16 protein-coding genes and 1 pseudogene are annotated in these 17489 nt (G+C 70.4%); 3 read left to right on the top strand and 14 right to left on the bottom strand.

The window, feature by feature from the left end:
• Nucleotides 1-3 precede the first annotated feature (3 nt).
• Nucleotides 4-1230, top strand: coding sequence for an organoarsenical effux MFS transporter ArsJ (arsJ, locus tag SPK54_RS02555; RefSeq protein ID WP_330946362.1), 1227 nt, complete (start codon nucleotides 4-6; stop codon nucleotides 1228-1230).
• A 27-nt stretch (nucleotides 1231-1257) separates the two neighbouring features.
• On the opposite strand, the gene dbpA is transcribed toward arsJ, so the two are convergent.
• The 5 genes from dbpA to SPK54_RS02580 form a co-directional block, all read right to left on the bottom strand.
• Nucleotides 1258-2640, bottom strand: a complete 1383-nt coding sequence (gene dbpA, locus SPK54_RS02560; protein ID WP_330946363.1) for an ATP-dependent RNA helicase DbpA — start codon at nucleotides 2638-2640, stop codon at nucleotides 1258-1260.
• 85 nt (nucleotides 2641-2725) lie between these two features.
• Entirely contained in the window at nucleotides 2726-3154 is a 429-nt protein-coding gene (locus SPK54_RS02565) for a group 1 truncated hemoglobin (RefSeq protein WP_330946364.1), read from the bottom strand.
• Nucleotides 3154-4038: a DUF3034 family protein gene (locus SPK54_RS02570; RefSeq protein ID WP_330946365.1), complete on the bottom strand. Its 885-nt coding sequence runs from the start codon at nucleotides 4036-4038 to the stop codon at nucleotides 3154-3156. The genes SPK54_RS02565 and SPK54_RS02570 overlap by 1 nt, the downstream gene beginning before the upstream one ends.
• Nucleotides 4035-6416 (bottom strand): EAL domain-containing protein, encoded by a 2382-nt coding sequence (locus SPK54_RS02575; protein ID WP_330946366.1) that lies wholly within the window; start codon nucleotides 6414-6416, stop codon nucleotides 4035-4037. The genes SPK54_RS02570 and SPK54_RS02575 overlap by 4 nt, the downstream gene beginning before the upstream one ends.
• Nucleotides 6417-6418: 2 nt before the next feature.
• Nucleotides 6419-7072 (bottom strand): methylamine utilization protein, encoded by a 654-nt coding sequence (locus SPK54_RS02580; RefSeq protein ID WP_330946367.1) that lies wholly within the window; start codon nucleotides 7070-7072, stop codon nucleotides 6419-6421.
• A 268-nt stretch (nucleotides 7073-7340) separates the two neighbouring features.
• On the opposite strand from SPK54_RS02580, the gene SPK54_RS02585 reads away from it, so the two are divergent.
• Nucleotides 7341-8465 carry a hypothetical protein gene (locus tag SPK54_RS02585; protein ID WP_330946368.1) on the top strand — a complete coding sequence of 375 codons (1125 nt, stop codon included), beginning with the start codon at nucleotides 7341-7343 and terminating at the stop codon, nucleotides 8463-8465.
• Between the two features lie 45 nt (nucleotides 8466-8510).
• Here SPK54_RS02585 and SPK54_RS02590 read toward each other — a convergent pair whose 3' ends face one another.
• From SPK54_RS02590 to SPK54_RS02610, 5 genes and pseudogenes are all read right to left on the bottom strand, one after another.
• Nucleotides 8511-10241: a DUF2207 domain-containing protein gene (locus SPK54_RS02590; protein WP_330946369.1), complete on the bottom strand. Its 1731-nt coding sequence runs from the start codon at nucleotides 10239-10241 to the stop codon at nucleotides 8511-8513.
• The gene (locus tag SPK54_RS02595) at nucleotides 10238-10789 is read right to left on the bottom strand and encodes a LemA family protein (RefSeq protein ID WP_330946370.1); all 552 of its coding nucleotides are present in this window, start codon (nucleotides 10787-10789) and stop codon (nucleotides 10238-10240) included. Before SPK54_RS02595 ends, SPK54_RS02590 begins: the two co-directional genes overlap by 4 nt.
• On the bottom strand, nucleotides 10786-11019 hold the full coding sequence (locus tag SPK54_RS02600; protein WP_330946371.1) for an RNA-binding S4 domain-containing protein: 234 nt from the start codon (nucleotides 11017-11019) through the stop codon (nucleotides 10786-10788). The genes SPK54_RS02595 and SPK54_RS02600 overlap by 4 nt, the downstream gene beginning before the upstream one ends.
• Nucleotides 11020-11056: 37 nt before the next feature.
• On the bottom strand, nucleotides 11057-12004 hold the full coding sequence (locus tag SPK54_RS02605; protein WP_330946372.1) for a DMT family transporter: 948 nt from the start codon (nucleotides 12002-12004) through the stop codon (nucleotides 11057-11059).
• A 99-nt stretch (nucleotides 12005-12103) separates the two neighbouring features.
• A pseudogene (locus tag SPK54_RS02610) lies at nucleotides 12104-12367 on the bottom strand (DUF72 domain-containing protein); the annotation flags it as partial.
• Between the two features lie 93 nt (nucleotides 12368-12460).
• Between SPK54_RS02610 and SPK54_RS02615 the strand changes: the two are divergent.
• Entirely contained in the window at nucleotides 12461-14119 is a 1659-nt protein-coding gene (locus tag SPK54_RS02615; protein WP_330946373.1) for a serine hydrolase, read from the top strand.
• A gap of 92 nt (nucleotides 14120-14211) precedes the next feature.
• On the opposite strand, the gene SPK54_RS02620 is transcribed toward SPK54_RS02615, so the two are convergent.
• From SPK54_RS02620 to SPK54_RS02635, 4 genes are all read right to left on the bottom strand, one after another.
• Nucleotides 14212-14871: a serine/threonine protein kinase gene (locus SPK54_RS02620; RefSeq protein ID WP_330946374.1), complete on the bottom strand. Its 660-nt coding sequence runs from the start codon at nucleotides 14869-14871 to the stop codon at nucleotides 14212-14214.
• A 21-nt stretch (nucleotides 14872-14892) separates the two neighbouring features.
• A complete protein-coding gene (locus tag SPK54_RS02625) occupies nucleotides 14893-15411 on the bottom strand; it encodes a sigma-70 family RNA polymerase sigma factor (protein ID WP_330946375.1) in 519 nt (172 codons plus the stop codon).
• A gap of 259 nt (nucleotides 15412-15670) precedes the next feature.
• Nucleotides 15671-16552 (bottom strand): PhzF family phenazine biosynthesis protein, encoded by an 882-nt coding sequence (locus SPK54_RS02630; protein ID WP_330946376.1) that lies wholly within the window; start codon nucleotides 16550-16552, stop codon nucleotides 15671-15673.
• A gap of 30 nt (nucleotides 16553-16582) precedes the next feature.
• On the bottom strand, nucleotides 16583-17449 hold the full coding sequence (locus tag SPK54_RS02635) for a PhzF family phenazine biosynthesis protein (protein ID WP_330946377.1): 867 nt from the start codon (nucleotides 17447-17449) through the stop codon (nucleotides 16583-16585).
• Nucleotides 17450-17489: the final 40 nt, after the last annotated feature.

Consider the following 17489-nt stretch of genomic DNA (forward strand, 5'->3'; position numbering starts at 1 on the left):
CCGATGCTTGCGCGCCTGTCGCCGGACGTCCGCCAGTACCTGCTGGTCACCGGCAACTACTGGGCGTTCACCCTGACCGACGGCGCGTTGCGCATGCTGGTGGTGCTGCACTTCCACCAGCTGGGCTATTCGCCGCTGCAGGTGGCGATGCTGTTCCTGTTCTACGAGATCTTCGGCGTCATCACCAACCTCGTCGGCGGCTGGCTGGGCGCGCGCCTGGGCCTCAACCGCACGATGAACCTCGGGCTGGCGATGCAGGTGGTGGCCCTGTCGATGTTGCTGGTGCCATCGGCGCTGCTGACGGTGCCGTGGGTGATGGCGGCGCAGGCGCTGTCCGGCATCGCCAAGGACCTCAACAAGATGAGCGCCAAGGGCAGCATCAAGCTGCTGGTGCCGGGCGAGGCGCAGGGCACGCTGTACCGCTGGGTGGCCGCGCTTACCGGCTCCAAGAATGCGCTGAAGGGAATCGGGTTCTTCCTCGGGGGCGCGCTGCTGAGCGTGATCGGGTTCAAGGCCTCGGTTGCCGCCATGGCCATCGCGCTTGCGCTGGTGTGGGTGTCGAGCCTGGCCCTGCTCAAGCGCGACATGGGCAAGGCGAAGCACAAACCGAGGTTCCGCGACCTGCTGTCCAAGAGCCGCGCGATCAACCTGCTGTCGGCGGCGCGGCTGTTCCTGTTCGGCGCACGGGACGTGTGGTTCGTGGTCGCCCTGCCGGTGTTCCTGGCGCAGTCGCTGGGTTGGGATTTCTGGCAGGTGGGCGGGTTCCTGGCCGCGTGGGTGATCGGTTACGGGCTGGTGCAGTCGCTGGCGCCGTACGTCACCACCCGGCGTGGCGGGGAAGTCCCCGACGGCCGGACGGCGTTCGGCTGGGCGACGCCGCTGGCGATCGTTCCGGCGGCGATGGCGCTGCTGCTGGCGCGTGACTACCCGGCTGCGCCCATCCTGGTCGTCGGGCTGATGGTGTTCGGCGTGCTGTTCGCGATCAATTCGTCGCTGCACAGCTACCTGATCGTCAGCTATGCCAGCGAGGACGGCGTATCGCTGGACGTGGGCTTCTACTACATGGCAAACGCGCTGGGCCGCCTGCTGGGCACGGTGCTGTCCGGCTGGGTGTTCCAGCTGGCGGGACTGGGCGCATGCCTGGCGATATCGACGCTGTTCGTCGCGCTGGCGGCAGCCATTTCGCTGGCGCTGCCGCGGCATGCCGTGCCGGTATCGAGCGCACCATAGCCCGGGCGTCGGCCGTGCACCTTCCGCCTAGAGCCGATGGATGCGGAAGCGCCGCCCCTTGATTTTGCCGGCACGCAGGCGTTCCAGCGCGCGGTCGGCCTGGCCGCGGGCGATGGCCACGTAGCTGCGGGTGGGGTAGACGTCGATCTTGCCGATGGCCTCCTTGGCCAGCCCGGCCTCGCCGGTGAGCGCGCCGACGATGTCGCCGGGGCGCAGCTTGTCGGTGCGGCCGGCGTCGATGCGCAGCGTCGCCATCGCCGCCTGCGGCACGCCGCGCGGCTTGCCTTCCAGCGCGGCGATGCGTTCGAAGCGGAGCGGATGTCCCTGGCGTTCCTCGATCAATACCGCGCGGTTGCGCTCGCCCGGCGCGACCAGGCTCAAGGCCAGCCCGCGGCGGCCGGCGCGGCCGGTGCGGCCGATGCGGTGCAGATAGGTGTCGGCATCCGTGGGCAGCTCGAAGTTCACCACCGCGCCGATGTCGTCGATGTCCAGCCCGCGCGCGGCCACGTCGCTGGCCACCAGGACGTTGCAGCTGCGGTTGGCAAAGCGCACCAGCACTTCCTCGCGGTCGCGCTGTTCCATGTCGCCGTGCAGCGCCAGCGCGGTGAAGCCGTAGTGGGCCAGCGAACCCACCACTTCCTCGGTGTCCTTGCGCATGTTGCAGAACACCACGGTGGAGTCCGGGTTGAACTGCAGCAGCAGCGCCGCCAGCTGCGGCGCGCGGCGGGCGGGTTCGGCCTCGAAGAAATGCGTCTCGATGGTGGCTGGCTGGGCGCCGCCCTCCACGCTGACTTCCAGGGGATCGCGCAGCATCGCGGTGGCCAGCGTGCGGATGGCGTCGGGGAAGGTGGCCGAGAACAGCAGGCCCTGCCGGTCCTTCGGCGTGCGCTTCACCAGCGCGCGGATGGGCTCGTCGAAGCCCATGTCCAGCATGCGGTCGGCCTCGTCCAGCACCAGCACGCGCACGCCGCGCAGGTCCAGCGCGTCCTTCTGCACCAGCTCCAGCACCCGCCCCGGCGTGCCCACCACCACCTGCGGCGCATGCGCCAGCGAGGCCAGCTGCGGCGCCAGCGGGATGCCGCCGCACAGGACCGACAGCTTCAGGTTGGCCAGGCCGGTGGCCAGCTTGCGCAGCTGCTTGCCGACCTGGTCGGCAAGCTCGCGGGTGGGACAGAGCACCAGCGCCTGGGTGCCGCCGGCCGTGGGGTCGATCCGCTGCAGCAGGCCCAGCCCGAACGCCGCGGTCTTGCCGCTGCCGGTGGGCGCCTGCGCGACAAGGTCGCGGCCTTCCAGGATCGCTGGCAGCGCCTGCGCCTGGATGGGGGTGAGGGTGGTGTAGTCGAGTGCGTCGAGGCCGGCGCGCAGGGTGGGAGCGAGGGCGAGGTCGGCGAAGGTGGTGGGGGTGGTCATCCGCCCATGATCGCAGTTGCGGGCACCGCGCGGGGAGTCGAGGTGCGGCCGCGATCACCGCGGCCGCTGCCCGGCGGGGACGGATTCAGGGCGTTACGATGTCGCCGTGCATCGGCGCGAGCCGCAGCAGCAGGCGGTTCTGCGCACGGACCGGGATCCCGCGGGCGGTCATCACCTGGATCAGATCCTCGACCAGCGCGTTGAACTGGGCGTCGGTGATGTGGCGGCCGGCGTGCGACTCTTCCATGGTCAGACCGGTGTAGGTGCAGGGGCCGTCGGATTCCGCGCAGATCCGTTCGATCAGTTTTTCCCGCAGCCGAAGGATGTCGGCGTTCGCGAACTGCTGGTTGATGCGCTCGTCGTCCACGATGGCGTTCAGCAGGTCGTCGACGATGCCTTCCACCCCCGCGGCACCGCCAAGCTGGGCATAGGTGGAGGACGGCACGGTGCGGCTGGCGCAGCCGGCGACCAGGGCCAGGGCCAGGAGGGCGGCTGCGGTGTGATGGCGGTGCATCAGAAGGAGGCCTGCAGGGAGAGGTAGGCGCCGCGCTGGCGGTCCAACGTGGCGATGGAACCGAGGTCGGCGTAGGCCGCGACCACGGCGACGTGCTTGTTCGGGAACCAGGCGACGAAGACATCGCGCCAGTCGTCCTCGCGGGCGAAGCCCAGGTTGTCCGGCTTCTGCCGGTACTCCACGCCGACCGCCCAGTGCGGGTCCAGCAGCACCGCCGCGGAGGTTTCCAGCACCAGCGAACGGCCGGCCTTGCGATCGCCACCGAAGCCCAGCAGGCCGGCCTGGTTGGCGCGCGTGCTGCGCACGGTGGCGTTGAGCAGCATGTGGCGGTCGTCGACGGCAGCGAGGAACAGCTTGCTGGCCGACAGGTAGACGTCAATGCCGCGGTCGTCCCGTGCGCCCACCGCCCGTGGGATCGCGAAATCCAGCTGGCGCTTGTACTGCACCCCCAGTGCGACCTGCGGCATGGTGGTGTACACGAGATCGCCGCCCAGCCGCAGCTTGGCGCCGACCACCTCCGCATCGAAGCGCCCAGTGGGCAGGGACAGGCGCCGCTGCAGTTCGCCCAGTTCGAAGCGCTGGCGCGCGTAGGACAGTTCCAGGCGGTTGTCCCACGCGTACGCGGCGCCGTAGCTGGTCAGTGCGTAATCCCCGGTGTCCACGCGGGTGGCGAAGGCGGTCCCGCCGTGCTGGCCGGCCGTGCCGTAGCCGGACAGCACGGCCCACGGCACGATGCCGCCGCCCGCGCTGCCTTCGACCTGGGTGGCGCCGCCGGTGGCCAGCAGGCGGCCGTCGCCGGCGCTGGCCACGCAGGGCAACGCCAGCGACAGCGCCAGGACAAGCGCTGCTGCACGCTTTTGCGTGAAGAGGTGGGAAACGGTCATGCGGCGGGCTCGTCCTGGTGGGATGCGGAGATCCTGTCGGTTTCGTACGCGGCGTGCCACTGGCGGAAGTCCTCCGCCGGCAGCGGTCGGGAGAACAGGTAGCCCTGCACCATGTCGCAGCGCAGGCCGCGCAGGATGTCCAGGGACCCTTGCTGCTCCACGCCTTCGGCGATCACCAGCAGCCCCATGTTGTGGCCGATCTCGATCGCCGACCGGACGATCACGGTGTCCTCGGGGTGGTGGTCCAGGTGCATCACGAAGCTCTTGTCGATCTTGATCTCGTCCACCGGCAGGCTGCGCAGGTGCGCCAGCGAGGAATGGCCGGTGCCGAAGTCGTCGATCGATAGCCGCACGCCGACGTCGCGCAGGGCGTGCATCGTGGCCATCGCGGCCTTCACGTCGCGCATCACCGTGCCTTCGGTGATTTCCAAGACCAGGTCACCCGGCGCGACGCCGTGGGTGCGCAGCAGCTCGGCAACGGTCTGCGCCAGCTGCGCGTCCAGCAGGTCCATCGGCGACAGGTTGACGGCCAGCCCGATCGCCAGCCCGTCGGCGCGCCAGGCCGACACCTGCGCCAAGCCGACGCCGAGCACGAAGCGGGTGATCTCGTGAATCAGCCCGCAGTGCTCGGCCAGGGGGATGAACTCGTCCGGCGGGATCGGGCCGAGTTCCGGATGGCGCCAGCGCAGCAGCGCTTCGGCGTGGGCCGGCCGCTGCGTGCGCAGGTCCACCTTGGGCTGGTAGACGACTTTGAATTCGCCGCGTTCGCGGGCCTTGCGCAGGTCGCCGATCAGGCGGACCTGGCGCAGGTGGGACTCGTCCCGGCCGGCCTGGTAGACGGCCACGCGTTGGTGCGCCTGCTTCGCTTCGTACATGGCGATGTCGGCGCGCCTCAGCAGGGCGTCGGGGGTGGCCGCGTGCGCGGGGTAGAGCGCGAGGCCGATGCTGGCGCCGATGCTGACCTGTGCCTGCCGCTCCGCCACGACCAGCGGTGACTCCAGGCTCCTGACGATCGCCCACGCGCGCTCGCTGGCACTGGCCTCGTCGGTGGATTCGATCAGCACCAGGAACTCGTCGCCGCCCAGGCGCGCCAGCAGATCGCCACTGCGGATCGCTTTGCGCAAGCGCTGCGCGACCAGTTCCAGCACGCTGTCACCGAAGGCATGGCCCAGCGTGTCGTTGATTTCCTTGAAGCGGTCGAGGTCGATCATCAGCACCGCGCACGACAGCCCCGCGCGGTCGTGGCGGCCCAGCAGGCGTTCCAGCTGCGCCAACGCGTACATGCGGTTGGGCAGGCCGGTCAGGCTGTCGTGCTGGGCCTGGTAGCGGATCTGCACCTCGCGTTCGGCGATGCCGTCCTGCATCCGGTTGAACGCGCCGGCGAGGTCGGCGAACTCGTCGTTGCCGATCACGGGCAGCGGTTCGGCGTAGTCGCCGCTCGCGATCCTGCGCGTCGCCGCGGCCAGCCGGGCCACCGGGCGCGCGACGCTGCGGCCGACCAGCACCGACACCAGCAGCACCAGCGCCGCGGCCACTGTGGCCAGCAGCAGGATCTGTTGCTTCAGGCGCTGGTACGGCTGCATCGCGTCGTCCACGTCGGCCAGCAGGACCACGTCGACGGCGCCGGCACGGGCCGGGTCGGCGGTGGTCATGCGCAGGTGGAAGTTGCGCCCGGCCAGCGCCTCCGTCCGTGCTTGGTGCGGCACGTCCGCCATTCCCGCCAGCGCCTTTGCCTGTTCGGGGGCAAGGCTGGTGCCCACCAGTCGCCAGCGGCCCGCGTCGGCCACCACGATGGCGGCGTCCAGGCCCGTGAGCGTGCGGTAGTCGCGGGTCGCCTGGGCCCCGAAGCGCTTGCCCATCGCCACCCAGCCGATCCGCTGCGGCGCCATCACCGGCACGATCGCCAGCGAATACGGTGCGTCGTCCAGCACGGCGACGCCGGCGCTATCGCCGCGTGCGCTGGCTTCCGCCAGCAGCGGCGCCAAGGCCTTGGCCTGTCCGGCGGGGTCGCCGTCCAAGGTGCCGGCCAGCACGCTGCCGTCGCCCGCCAGCAGCAGGGAGGCGTCGGCGCCGATCCGCCGGCCGTGGTTGAGCAGCGCGGACAGCACGGTATTCGCATCGCCGGTGGCCACCGCCTCGCGGAACGCGAAGTCCGACGCCAGGGCCGACACCGCCTGAGTCAATTCGTTGCCGCGGTCCACCTGCAGCTGGTGCCAGACGCGGTCGCCCACGTCCAGGCGCGCGGCCAGCTGGCGGTTCACCGCGCGATCGACCGCGACGTCGATGATCAGCAGCGTCGCTGCCTGCATCAGCAGCAGGATGGCCACCAGCGCGATCACGAGCCTGGCGCCGAAGCTGAGGCGTCCCCGCCCGGGCATGGTCAGCGCTGCTCCTTCAGCCGCCGGAATTTCTCCTGCAGCGCGCGCAGCTTGTCGTCGGCGGGCGCCACCGGTGCCTTTTGCGGCGCCAGGTCGAGATCGACGATGGCGTCTGCGGTAGCCCCGGCCAAGGTGATCTTGCGCTCCACGGGCTGGTTGTCGCGGATGTCGGGATGCCAGACGCGCAGCGTGTAGGTGCCGCCAGGGGCGCTCATGCGCGCTTGCCCGTCCGCCCCGGTGATCGCGTGGTACGGGGAATCGACCACCACCACGTAGGCCAGCATCAAGTCATGGATGTTGCAGCCAAGGACCACCACGCCGGGCGTTTCGAACGTCACCGGCGGTGCGGCGCGCCCGCTGTAGAGGGGCAGGTCGAAGCGCTTGGCCGGCGAGAACGAATACACCTGGTGGCGCACGTTGTCGCTGTTCGGGAAGCGCACGCGCGTGCCGGTGGTGATGACCGTCACCCGCGGCGTGAACTGCGAGTTGCGCTGGTCGATCACCGCGGCTTCCGGCGTCGCGGCCGCGGCGGCCGATGCCGAATGCAGGCTCGCTACCGCATCGATGACCGCCTTGCCGCCGGCGCGCACCGTGATCCGGACCTCCGTGGCCTGCGCCGCCAGGGCCAGCAGCCCGGCGCCCGCGAGCACGGCCATGCGGATGCCCCATCGTTCAGTGCCGCGATGCGCCTTGTGCGGGGCGTGTCTCATCCTGGAAATCCCGGAGCGAAGTGGTCGGGCACCATCCTAACCGTCGCCAAGCGCCCAGTGCCAACCACGCAGCGTTCCGCGGGCAGCACGCTGGTGGGAGGCGGTTCTCCGGGCACGGCACGACTCCAGGGCGTCCGCGGGATTCATGCGGGGGTTATCCAGGCGGGCAGCCAACCCCCTAGACTGAGGGCATATCCCCACGCCCGATGCTTCGATGCCGCTCCGCTGGCTGCTTCCCGCGCTGTCCCTGCTGCTGCTCCCCGCGTGCAGCCGCGCGCCCGCTCCCGACCAGACCAGCGCCAGCACCGGGCCGATGGAGGCGCCGGCACCGGTGGTCCAGCGCAAAGCGCAGGGTGAGATCGACTGGTCCCCGGTGCGATTGGAGGCCGGCGATGCCTGGGTGGACTGCAGCGCCGGCTATCGTCAGGGCGATGGGCGGCCGGTGCTGTCGTTGGCCTACATCGACCTGCGCGACGTCATGCAGGATTGCCGCGCCACCGGCCTGATGCGGCTGCGCTACAAGGGCAAGATGACCCAAAGCTTCGCCGCGCTGGCCGAGCGCGCCGGCAAGGTTGCGGGCGACCTTGGCATCGGCAAGCGCATCCTCGACATCGACTCCGGCGGTGGCAGCGTGGAGTCGGCCATGCGTGCCGGCGATGCCATTGGCGAAAACGACTGGACCATCTGGGTGCGTGGCGATTCGGTCTGCCACAGCGCCTGCGTGCTGCTGCTGGCGGCGGGCGACATGCGCGTGATCGTGGGGCCGGTGGGCATCCACCGGATGATCCGGCTGCGCTCCACCGCCACCTCGCGTAAGGAGCTGGGCGAGGAGCTGCGCAGGATCAGCGACGACCTGCGCAACTACCTGGAGCGCAACGGCGCCTCCGCCGAGGTCTACGACCTCATGACCACGGTGCCCAACCGCACCCTGCACATCCTCACCGACCAGGAACTGGAGAACTTCGGCCTGTCCGGCTCCAACGCGGTGGAGGACGACCTCGACCGCATCCGTCTGGCGCGCCGCTGCGGCACCGAGTTCCTGCGCCGCCGCGACAGCTTCCGTCGCGCCTACGAGGCGCAGTGCGTGGAACCCGCCGACGCGGCCCGTCAGGACGTGGCCGACATCAACGCCTGTGGCCTGGCACTGCGCACGAGCTATGGCTTCCCGGACCCGCGATGCCCGATCGAGAGCCCGATGGCGGAACTGGATGGCGCGGTCCTGGCGATGCCTGCGGAACCGGCACCGGCGGATGGAACGGGGGGCGGCGAGCCCGGCACTGCCACGCCGGATACGACCGAGCATGGCGCCGGCGACGACGCCACGGTGGCTCACCCCTGATCCGCGCCGGTGTGGAAGCTGCAGGTTGGAACGGCCGGGCCGGCCTCAGCGACCTCCTCCTCCTCCTCCGCCGCCTCCGCCGCCGGAGAAACCGCCACCGCCACTGCCAGACGAACTGCCGGGCGGGGACGATGCCGAAGCGATCTGCGAACCGAGGCTGCTGCCCAGGCTGCTGGTGAGCTGGTTCAGGCTGCTCAGGTTGCCGCCGCGGTACCAGCCGATGTTCGCGGTGGCCGCTTCCGCCGCCGCGGCGCCGACCGCAGTGGTGAACTTCTCCGTCCACGCCGCTTCCACGTCCAGCGCCAGCGCGTACGGCAGCAGCAGCTGGTACCGCTGCGCGTCCAGCGCCGGCGGCGCCTCCGGGCCGGGCATGCGCGCCAGCTCGTCGCGTTCGGCCACGCCCAGGTACAGCTTCAGGCCCTCGATCTCGTCCAGCAGCTTGCGGCCTTCAGCGGTCGGTGCCGGCACCAGAAAGGCGAAGGCGATCACTGCCGCCAGCATCAGCACGCCGATGACGGCGATCAGCACGATGCCGCCGCCCCCCGACGCCGCCGCCGCCAGCGCCAGGCCGATCGCGCCGATCGCGAAGGCGATCCCCAGGCTGCCGTAATTGCGCTGGAACATGCGCCCGGCGTAGGCCTTTTCCATGACCTTGGTCTGCGCCGCGATGGCCGCCTGCAGCAGGGCGTGGTTGCTGTTCTTGAGTTCGAGCGTGTCGCCGTCGCGGAACAGTCCGGCCAGCAGCGCCCGCGGTGAGTCCGCCAGCGCCGCCACGTCGCCACCGGGCAGGTGGTGCAGGGTCCAGTCGTCCTTCAGCAGCCCCTTCTCGCGCTCGATGCGCAGGTGACCTGCCACCGCCAGCGCCAGCAGGTCGGCGGTGATGCAGCGGGTGTCGCTGCTCATCCGGCGGATGAAGCGCAGCGCCGCCGGCGAATAGCCCTCGGGCGGCTGGTAGCGCGCGATGATGATGCCTGGCGCGGGGTCGCGCCCCACCTGGCGCCAGCGGCGCAGCATGAAGCCCAGCATGGCCAGCAGCGCGCCCAGCGCCACCAGCACGCCGCGGTTGTCGCGCAGCAGCCACCATGCGCGCTGTGCGGCGGTGGGCGCGGCCACCACGCCCTTGGGGAAGGAGAGCACGATGGTCAGGCCTTCCTGCGGCGCCAGCGGCCGCGTCAGCTGCCAGTGCGCCATTCCCGGTGCCGGTAGCGAGGCGGCGAAGCCTTGGCCCTGCGCGCGCTGCGTACCGGTGTAACCCTCGGCGCGCAATTCGCTGGTGGCGACGGTGCGCGGCAGGTGCACGTCCACGCTGCCGCGCTCGATCGAAAACACGCTGCCGGTGCCGATCGCGTTCCAGTACAGCTCGTCGTGGTCGGCAAAAAAGCCCAGCTGGCGGCTGGTGCGGTAGCGCAGGGTGTAGGTGTAGTCCGCTGGCACCGGCAGGAAGTCGTCGTTGCCGGTATTCAGGCGCACGCCGTTGGCCTTGCGCTCGGTGAACCACGGCTCCGGCCGGCCGTCGCGCAGCACGTCTTTCACCGTGAAATCGACGACTACGCGGTTGCCGTGGCGGTCCTTGTAGCGGGTGGGAAAGTCGCGCGTGATGCCGCGGCGGATCGCCTGGCCCTCGGCGCGCACGCGGATGCGTTCCTCCACGTCCATGCTGCCGTCGGCGTTCACCGCCACCGTGCTGTCGTAGGACAGGATGCGTTCCTGTGCCCGCAACTGCAGTGGCAGTACCGACAGCAGCGCAAGCGCGGTCAGCAGCAGCGCGCGGATCACGGCGCCAGCTCCAGCTTGGGCGCGGCGCGGCTGTCGCTCTCGGCCTGGAAGAATTCGGCCGCGTCGAAGCCGAAGCCACGCGCCACCAGCATCGCCGGGAAACGCTGGCCGGCGTCGTTGTAGTCGCGCACCGCGCCGTTGTAGAAGCGGCGGGCGTACTGCAGGTGTTCCTCCACGTCCACCAGCGCGGACGAGAGCTGGGCGAAGGTCTGGTTCGCCTTCAGGTCGGGATAGGCCTCGCGCAGCGCGATCAGCCGGCCCAGCGCCTGCTCCAGCGCCGCTTCGGCCTGCCCTTGCCGGGCCGCGCCGTGCGCCGCCTGCGCCTGCGCGCGGAGTTCGGTGACCGCTTCCAGCGTGGCGCGTTCGTGCGCGGCGTAGGCCTGCGCCACCGTCACCAGCTGCGGCACCAGGTCGTGGCGGCGCTGCAGCTGCACGTCAATGTCCGCCCAGGCCGTGCGGGTCTGGTTGCGCAGCCGCACCAGCCGGTTGTAGGCCAGCACCGCCCAGGCGGCCAGGACCACCAGCACCGCCAAGGCCAGCATCGTCATGCGCCCGCTCCGCCCACGTGGATTTCGACGTCGCCCACCTGCACCCGCTGGCCGGCATGGATCTTCGCAGTCTTGCGCTGCTCGGGTACGCCGTCCACGCGCACCGCGCCGCTGGCGACCAGCTGCTTGCCGGCGCCGCCGGAGTCGCACAGGCCGGCAAGCTTCAGCAGCTGGTTCAGCTCGATGTGTTCGCGGTCCAGTTCGAAATCGATGGTCTCGGTTACCTGCATGGGTGGCGCTCCTTGGACGATGCGGTGGGATGCGGTTTCAGTCGGCGAGGTGGTGGGATTCGCTCACGCCGATCTGCTCCACGTGCGCCGGCTGGCGACGCCCTGCCAGCAGGCCCTGCGCGAACACCACGCCGAGGATGATGGCCACGCCCAGGTAAAAGCGCGGCGACAGCTCCTGCTGCTCGTTGAACAGGATGGCCGCCAGCACGATGGCGTAGACCGGTTCCAGGTTTACCGACAGCTGCGCGGTGAACGCCGACAGGTGGCGCAGCGCCACCAGGCAAAGCGCGAATGGCAGCAGTGTGCAGGCCAGCGCCAGCAGCACCAGCCACAGCGCGTCGGTGGTGGACGGCAGCACCAGCAGCGGGCCGGCGAAGGCCGGAACGAGCAGCGGCATCAGCGGCGCCAGCAGGGTCAACATCAGGGTGCCCGCGCCCAGTTCCAGCGCGGTCACGGTGAGCGGATCGCCGCCGTCGACCATGCGCTTGTTGAGGGTGCCGAACAGCGCCACCAGCGCGGCCGAGGCCACGCCGGCCACGATCCCCGCGTGCATGCCGGCGGGCACGCCGCCCACCACCAGCCAGATGCCCGGCAGCGAAGCCAGGCCCAGCAGCAGGTCGCGCGGTTGGAACTTCTGCCGGGTCAGCAGTGGTTCGATCAGCGCGGTCATCGGGGTGGCGAACGCGATGCAGGTGGCGGCAACCGACGCGTTGGCCAGCTTGATCGCGCCGTAGAACGTCAGCCAGTGCAGGGCGACCAGTACACCGATCCCGGCGTAGGCCCAGCGGCTGCCCGTGGGCATCGCGCGCAGCCGGCGCCAGACCTTGGGCAGCAGCGCCAGCGCGGCCACCACGATCAGCATCCGCCACCACACCAGCGGCAGCGCCGGGAGCGAAATGAGCTTTCCGAGGATGGCGGTGAAGCCCCAGAGCAGCACGCAGAAGTGGATCTGCCAGAGCGCGCGGGTGGTGTCGGGAGTTCGCATCCGCGCATTATCGCGGGCGGCGGACCGCCTGTGCCTATCCGCGCCGACGCCGACGAAGTCCTCGATCTGCGGTCCGGTCTTCTCCAGCGCGTGCGCCTACATGATCCGCTTCGGCGCCTTGGCCGAGAACATGAAGCCGGGCGGCGTTTCATCGCGCCATTTCGCATAGGTCGCGGGCTTCTGCGTGCCGTAGTAGGTGCCGTTGATCTCGATGCAGCTGAGCTGGCGGCTGGCGTACTCCAGCTCGCGCCGCTGCACCAGGCCCTGCGGGTAGAAGTTGGCCCGCCACGGCGCGAAGGTCCAGCCGCCGATGCCGACCCGGATGCCGTCGATCGCACCGACGCCGTCATCGAACATGTCCATCGCCGCAGCATAGCGCGCATGACCGATGGCGGATCGCGCCGGGCCACCCGCGCCGGCATACTCGGCGCTTTCGATCCCCGAGGAAGCCCCGTCATGCGCATTGCTCCGCTGGCCGTCGCCCTGGCCCTGACCCTTGCCATCGCCGCGCCGGTGTCGGCGCAGCAGGCCGAGCGGACCGTCTCGCGGCCGTTCCTGATCGACGACACGCGCGCGCCGCTGGCCGCGCCGCTGCCGGACGTCGCGCGGCTGGCCCGCTTCGATGCCTACGTCGAAGCGGTGCGCAAGCAGTTCGACGTGCCCGGCGTGGCGGTGGCCATCGTCAAGGACGGGCAGGTGGTGCTGGCGCGCGGCTACGGCGTGCGCGAGATGGGCAAGCCGGCGAAAGTGGACGAACACACCATGTTCGCCATCGCTTCCAACACCAAGGCGTTCACCGCGGCGGCGCTGAACATGCTGCAGGACGAGGGCAAGCTTGCCACCACCGACCGGGTCATCGACCACCTGCCGTGGTTCCGGATGAGCGATGCCTACGTGACCCGCGAGATGCGCATCCGCGACCTGCTGGCGCACCGCAGCGGGTTGAGTCTCGGCGCCGGCGACCTGCTGTACTGGCCCACCACCACCTACACCACGCGCGAGGTGGCGGAACGGCTGAAGGACGTGCCGCTGACCGGCGGTTTCCGCGAGCAGTACGCCTACGACAACATCCTGTTCGGCGTCGCCGGGCTGGTGGTGGAAGCCGCATCCGGCATGTCGTTCCAGAAGTTCCTGGAAACCCGCATCTTCGATCCGCTGGGCATGAAGGAGACGCGCTACAACAGCGACGGGCTCAAGCCCGGCGACAACGTCGCCACCGGCCACGCCAAGTTCGACTTCAAGGACCTGCGCCCGGTCGGCGTAACCAGCTGGCGCAACGTGTCGGGCGCCGGCGGCATCTATTCCAGCGTGCATGACCTGGCCAAGTGGATGAACGTGCAGCTGGCCGGCGGCGTGATTTCCGGCGAAGGCGACAAAGCCAGGCGGCTGTTCTCCGAGCAGCGCCAGCGCGAGATGTGGACGGTGCTGACGCCGATTCCGTCGGGCAAGCCGTCGATCCCGGAACTGGTGCCGGCGGCGGCCAACTTCGTCGGCTACGGGCAGGGCTGGCAGCTGTCCGACTATGCCGGCAATAAGCTGGTCTGGCACACCGGCGGCTGGCCGGGCCAGGTGTCGCGGCTGACCCTGGTGCCGGAGCAGAAGCTGGGCGTGGTGGTGCTGACCAGCGCCGAGGTGGGCGTGGCCTTCAACGCGATCACCTACGAAGCGCTGGACATGATGCTGGGCAAGTCCGGCAATGACTGGCTGAAGGGGTATGCCGCCGCGTTCGCCAAGGCGCAGGGCAACGCCGACGAGGACTGGCAGAAGCACGTCGCCGCGCGCGACGCCACCAGCAGGCCGTCGCTGCCGCTGGCGAAGTACGCCGGCACCTACCGAGACCCGTGGTATGGCGACGTCGTGATCCGCCAGGGTGGGAAGGGACTGGAGATGCAGTTCAGCAAGACCGCCGAGCTGCTGGGCGACATCGAGCACTGGCAGCACGACAGCTTCATCGTGCGCTGGCGCGACCGCGGCCTGAACGCCGATGCCTTCGTCAACTTCGCGCTGGACCCGGATGGCAACATCCGCGAGCTGCGGATGGAGCCGATCTCGCCGCTGACCGACTTCAGCTTCGACTTCCAGGACCTGCGGCTGGCGCCGGTCAAGGCGAAGTAATCACGCGAAGGCCGCGGCACGTTCCGCAAGCCCGCAATGGAACCGGCCGCGATTGCGGCCGGTTCCGTTTCCGGGTGATCGCAGGCGGCAGGTCAATCGCGCCCGAACTGCTCGAGGTCATCGAGCAGGTGCAGGCTGCGGCGGATGCCGCCGGTGCCGTCGTCGATGCGCGCATGCAGGCCGTCGGGCCTGCCCGCGGCGCGTGCCGCCCACGCCCAGGTCGCCAGCGTGCCGGCCACGCCGATGCCCAGGCTGATCCAGATCCAGGCCGGCGTGCCCGCCGCGGCCGGCTGTGGCGACAGGCCTGCGAACCCGATCACCACCACCACCCACATGATCCACCACGGCGCGCCGCACAGGTTGGAGTTCAGCGTCTGCAGCCGCAGCAGCAGGCGCAGCCGTTTCTGGATGGCCAGCACGGGCGAAGCGAGATCGATCCCGGCGGCCAGCGCGGTGAGGATGCCGGCGAAGGCGATATTGAGGACGCCGAAAGCGTGCAGGGCGATGCCTCCAGCAAGCAGGCCGCCGGCATCGAGGTTGCGCGTCCAGCAGGCCACGCCCAGCGCCACCAGCCCGATCCCGAGCAGCAGCTGCAGCAGCAGGCCCACGTGCAGCGGGCGCAGGTTGCGGCGGGCCTGGTGCAGCCGATGTTCGCGCAGCAGTTCCAGCTGCAGCCGGTCGTGGCGGGCCAGCCGCGCGTCCAGCGCCTGCCAGGCGGATTTGAAGTCGTCGAGTTCCATGGTGGTATCCATCGTCGTGGGCCTGGTCGTTGCTCAGAAAGCGTCGCGGATGCGCTGTTTCAGCCGCCCGATCTTGGTGGAGACATTGCTTTCGCTGATGCCGAGGATCTCGGCGATCTCGCGCTGCGGGCGGTCGTCGAGGTAGAGCAGCAGCAGGGCGCGCTCCAGCGGCGGCTGGCGGGCGATGAAAGCCTGCAGCAGGCGCAGGTGCTGCGCCTGTTCCGGATCGAGGGCATTCGCATCCGCCACGTTGTGCAGGGCATCGTCCAGCGGCAGGGCATCGTGCCGGCGCCGCAGTTCCTGCTGGCGCAGGTGGCTGATCGCCACGTTCAGCGCGATCCGGTACATCCAGGTGCTGGCGCTGCGCGCGGGGTCGTATTTCGGCCAGGCGTGCCAGAGCTGCGCGGCGATTTCCTGCGCAAGATCGGCGCGGTCCTCGGCGCCGCGCGCGTAGCCGCCGGCGATCTTGAACACGATCCCGGCGTGGCGCTGCAGCAGCGTGCCGAAGGCGGCGCGGGCATCGTCGGTGGTCATGCGGGCGATGGTATCCATGGAATCCCCGGCGCGGCCTTCGCGCCTCTCGATTCCATGATTCGCACTAACGCGGGAAATCTCACAGCCTGTCCGCAAACCCCGCAGGAGCGCACCGCAGAGAGCGAGTGTATTCCCAACATCCTTGTAGGAGCGCACGGAACGGGCGCGAACGCTTTCGCAATATCCCCGCAGGAGTCCACCGCAGGGGCGCGAACGCTTTTGAACATCCTCGCAAAGAGCATCGCGCCCCTGCGGTGCTCCTACAGGAGCTGAAGCGTCAGGCGTCCGGCCACTCCAGTTCGCCGGTCACCACGCGCGCCGCGCGGCCACCGGACCAGACTTCGCCGTCGGCATCCACGGTGAGTTCGATGATGGCGTCGTGGCCCACTTCGCGGCCCTGGCTGACCCGGTAGAAGCCGTCGCCGCCGGGCAGGGCGCCGCGTTCGGCCAGCCACGCCGCAAGGGTGGCGTTGGCGGCGCCGGAAGCAGCATCCTCGAAGCGTGCCGGTGCACCGACGAAGGCGCGCACCGCGTAGTAGTAGACCGGATCCGTGCTGCGCGCATAGACGAACAGGCCCATGCTGTCGCTGGCTTCGGCCAGCGCGGCGATGGCATCCCAGTTCGGCTTGACGCTGCGCAGATGCGCCTCGCTGGCAAGTTCCACCAGCCACCAGCGGCGGCCGCCGTCCATCAGCACCGGCGGCAGTGCGCCCAGCTCCAGTCCGGCCAGCGCGGCGGTCAGGCGGGCGTCGTCGGGCGCGGCGATTTCCTGCGCGCGCGCGCGCGGCGTGCGTACCGCCACCGTGCGCGCGGCCCCCTCGCCGTGCACGCGCAGCGGCAGGTTGCCGGCGATGCCTTCCTGCACCAGCACGCCATCACGCGGCGACACCAGGCCCGCATCCAGCAGCGCATAGGCGGTGCCGACGCTGGGATGGCCGGCGAACGGCACCTCGCGGCGCGGGCTGAAGATGCGGAGGGCGTGGGTCGCGTCCGGCATGGTGGGCGGGAACACGAAGGTGGTTTCCGGCAGCCGCGTCCAGCGCGCGATGGCCTGCATGGTGGCATCGTCCAGCCCCTGCGCGTCCAGCACCACCGCCAGCGGGTTGCCGTCGCCGGGACGGGAGGCGAATACATCGAGTTGCACGTAGCGGCGCGGCATGGGGGAAGGCCGTCGGAAGGGCCGCGCAGGTTACCAGTCCAGCGTGCCGGCGATCACCTGCTGCACCTGGCCGCCGATCCAGACCTCGCCCTCGGTGTCCACGCGGACCGCCACCCGGCCATCGCGGCCGAGCTCGCGGCCCTGGCTGGCCACATAGGCGTTGCCGCCGCCCGGCAACCGGCCCTGACGGTGCAGGCAGGCGGCGATGGCGGCATTGGCGCTGCCGGTGACCGGGTCTTCCGGCACGTTCACGGCATCGCCGGGGCAGAACGCGCGCACCGCCAGCTGGTGGTCGGCGCCGTCCTCGAAGGCGAACACGGCCACGCCAGTGGACGCGGTGGCGTTGCTCCATGCGGCGATCCCGGCGAAGTCCGGGCGCAGGCTGCGCAACCGGGCGGCCGATGCGGCCTCCACCAGCCACCAGCGCGGGCCGTTATCCCACAGCGCGGCGGCGATGCCCGGAGCGGCCAGCGCCTCCAGCCCCGCCGGCAGCGCCCCCTCGTGGCGGGCCAGCTCGCGCGCACGCGGACTGCGCACGAACGGCAGCAGGCGTCCGGCTTCCGCTTCGATCCGCACCGGCAGCAGCCCGGCGCCGCACTGCTGCACCAGCGCGCCCGCGCGTGGCTGCGCCAAGCCCAGCTGCGCCGCCGCCCACGCCGCGCCCACGCTGGGGTGGCCGGCGAACGGCAGTTCGCTGCCGGGGGTGAAGATGCGGATGCGGTAGTCGGCGCCGGCATCGGGGGGCAGGAAGAACACCGTCTCCGACAGGTTCAGCCATGCGGCCAGCGCCTGCATCGAAGCGCCGTCGAGATCCGCCGCGTCCAGCACCACGCCCAGCGGGTTGCCCAGGCCGGAGCGGGCGGCGAAAACGTCCAGCTGCATATAACGACGTGCCATGTTGCGATGCGTCATGGTGGCGGAAGAGGCCGCTAGAATG

It is taken from the genome of Thermomonas sp. LB-4, from assembly GCF_036409385.1.
Classification (GTDB): Bacteria; Pseudomonadota; Gammaproteobacteria; order Xanthomonadales; family Xanthomonadaceae; genus Thermomonas.

Bases quoted from the DNA above. Each gene is read 5' to 3' on its own strand.
- arsJ (WP_330946362.1), top strand. From the start codon at position 4: ATGCTTGCGCGCCTGTCGCCGGACGTCCGCCAGTACCTGCTGGTCACC.
- dbpA (WP_330946363.1), bottom strand. From the start codon at position 2,640: ATGACCACCCCCACCACCTTCGCCGACCTCGCCCTCGCTCCCACCCTG.
- SPK54_RS02565 (WP_330946364.1), bottom strand. From the start codon at position 3,154: ATGCACCGCCATCACACCGCAGCCGCCCTCCTGGCCCTGGCCCTGGTC.
- SPK54_RS02570 (WP_330946365.1), bottom strand. From the start codon at position 4,038: ATGACCGTTTCCCACCTCTTCACGCAAAAGCGTGCAGCAGCGCTTGTC.
- SPK54_RS02575 (WP_330946366.1), bottom strand. From the start codon at position 6,416: ATGCCCGGGCGGGGACGCCTCAGCTTCGGCGCCAGGCTCGTGATCGCG.
- SPK54_RS02580 (WP_330946367.1), bottom strand. From the start codon at position 7,072: ATGGCCGTGCTCGCGGGCGCCGGGCTGCTGGCCCTGGCGGCGCAGGCC.
- SPK54_RS02585 (WP_330946368.1), top strand. From the start codon at position 7,341: ATGCCGCTCCGCTGGCTGCTTCCCGCGCTGTCCCTGCTGCTGCTCCCC.
- SPK54_RS02595 (WP_330946370.1), bottom strand. From the start codon at position 10,789: ATGACGATGCTGGCCTTGGCGGTGCTGGTGGTCCTGGCCGCCTGGGCG.
- SPK54_RS02600 (WP_330946371.1), bottom strand. From the start codon at position 11,019: ATGCAGGTAACCGAGACCATCGATTTCGAACTGGACCGCGAACACATC.
- SPK54_RS02605 (WP_330946372.1), bottom strand. From the start codon at position 12,004: ATGCGAACTCCCGACACCACCCGCGCGCTCTGGCAGATCCACTTCTGC.
- SPK54_RS02615 (WP_330946373.1), top strand. From the start codon at position 12,461: ATGCGCATTGCTCCGCTGGCCGTCGCCCTGGCCCTGACCCTTGCCATC.
- SPK54_RS02620 (WP_330946374.1), bottom strand. From the start codon at position 14,871: ATGGATACCACCATGGAACTCGACGACTTCAAATCCGCCTGGCAGGCG.
- SPK54_RS02625 (WP_330946375.1), bottom strand. From the start codon at position 15,411: ATGGATACCATCGCCCGCATGACCACCGACGATGCCCGCGCCGCCTTC.
- SPK54_RS02630 (WP_330946376.1), bottom strand. From the start codon at position 16,552: ATGCCGCGCCGCTACGTGCAACTCGATGTATTCGCCTCCCGTCCCGGC.
- SPK54_RS02635 (WP_330946377.1), bottom strand. From the start codon at position 17,449: ATGGCACGTCGTTATATGCAGCTGGACGTTTTCGCCGCCCGCTCCGGC.